The sequence below is a fragment of the Caballeronia choica genome (assembly GCF_001544535.1).
Classification (GTDB): Bacteria; Pseudomonadota; Gammaproteobacteria; order Burkholderiales; family Burkholderiaceae; genus Caballeronia; species Caballeronia choica.
On record NZ_FCON02000634.1, the window covers coordinates 1 to 536 of the forward strand.

At 60.3% G+C, this 536-nt stretch carries 1 protein-coding gene; it reads left to right on the plus strand.

All coding sequences use genetic code 11. The annotated features are described in order from the left end of the window. Positions 1-21: 21 nt before the first annotated feature. The coding region (locus AWB68_RS46080) for a globin domain-containing protein (RefSeq protein ID WP_327384582.1) at positions 22-536 on the plus strand (515 nt) is incomplete at its 3' end.

A 536-nucleotide genomic window follows, 5' to 3' on the forward strand; every position in this document is an offset into this window, starting at 1 on the left:
ACGCCACGGCAGACCGAAATCATCAAGTCGAGCGCGCCTGTTCTGAGCGAGCACGGAATGACCGTGGTTACACGGTTTTACCGCCGCCTCTTTGAACATCATCCCGAGCTCAGGAATCTCTTTAACCACGCCAATCAGCGCTCCGGCGGACAGTCGGAAGCGCTGGCGCATGCCGTCTGGGCTTACGCCTCCAACATCGACAATCTTGGCGCGCTCGGGCCAGCGGTCAGGCGTATTTCGCAAAAGCACGCCAGCCTCGGTGTGCAACCCGAGCACTATCCTGTCGTGGGCGAGCACCTGCTCGCCGCAATGGCCGAAACGCTCGGTGATGCCTTCACCGAGGAAATGCGTGACGCCTGGGCCGCCGCATACCAGCAACTGGCCGACGTTATGATCGGCGCCGAGCGGGAATTGTACGATCAGCGTGCGACTCAACCGGGTGGCTGGCTCGGATGGCGACCTTTTGAGGTCGCGCGCAAAGTTGATGAAAGTGAGGAGATTTCATCGTTCTATCTCGTGCCCACGGACGGAAAGGA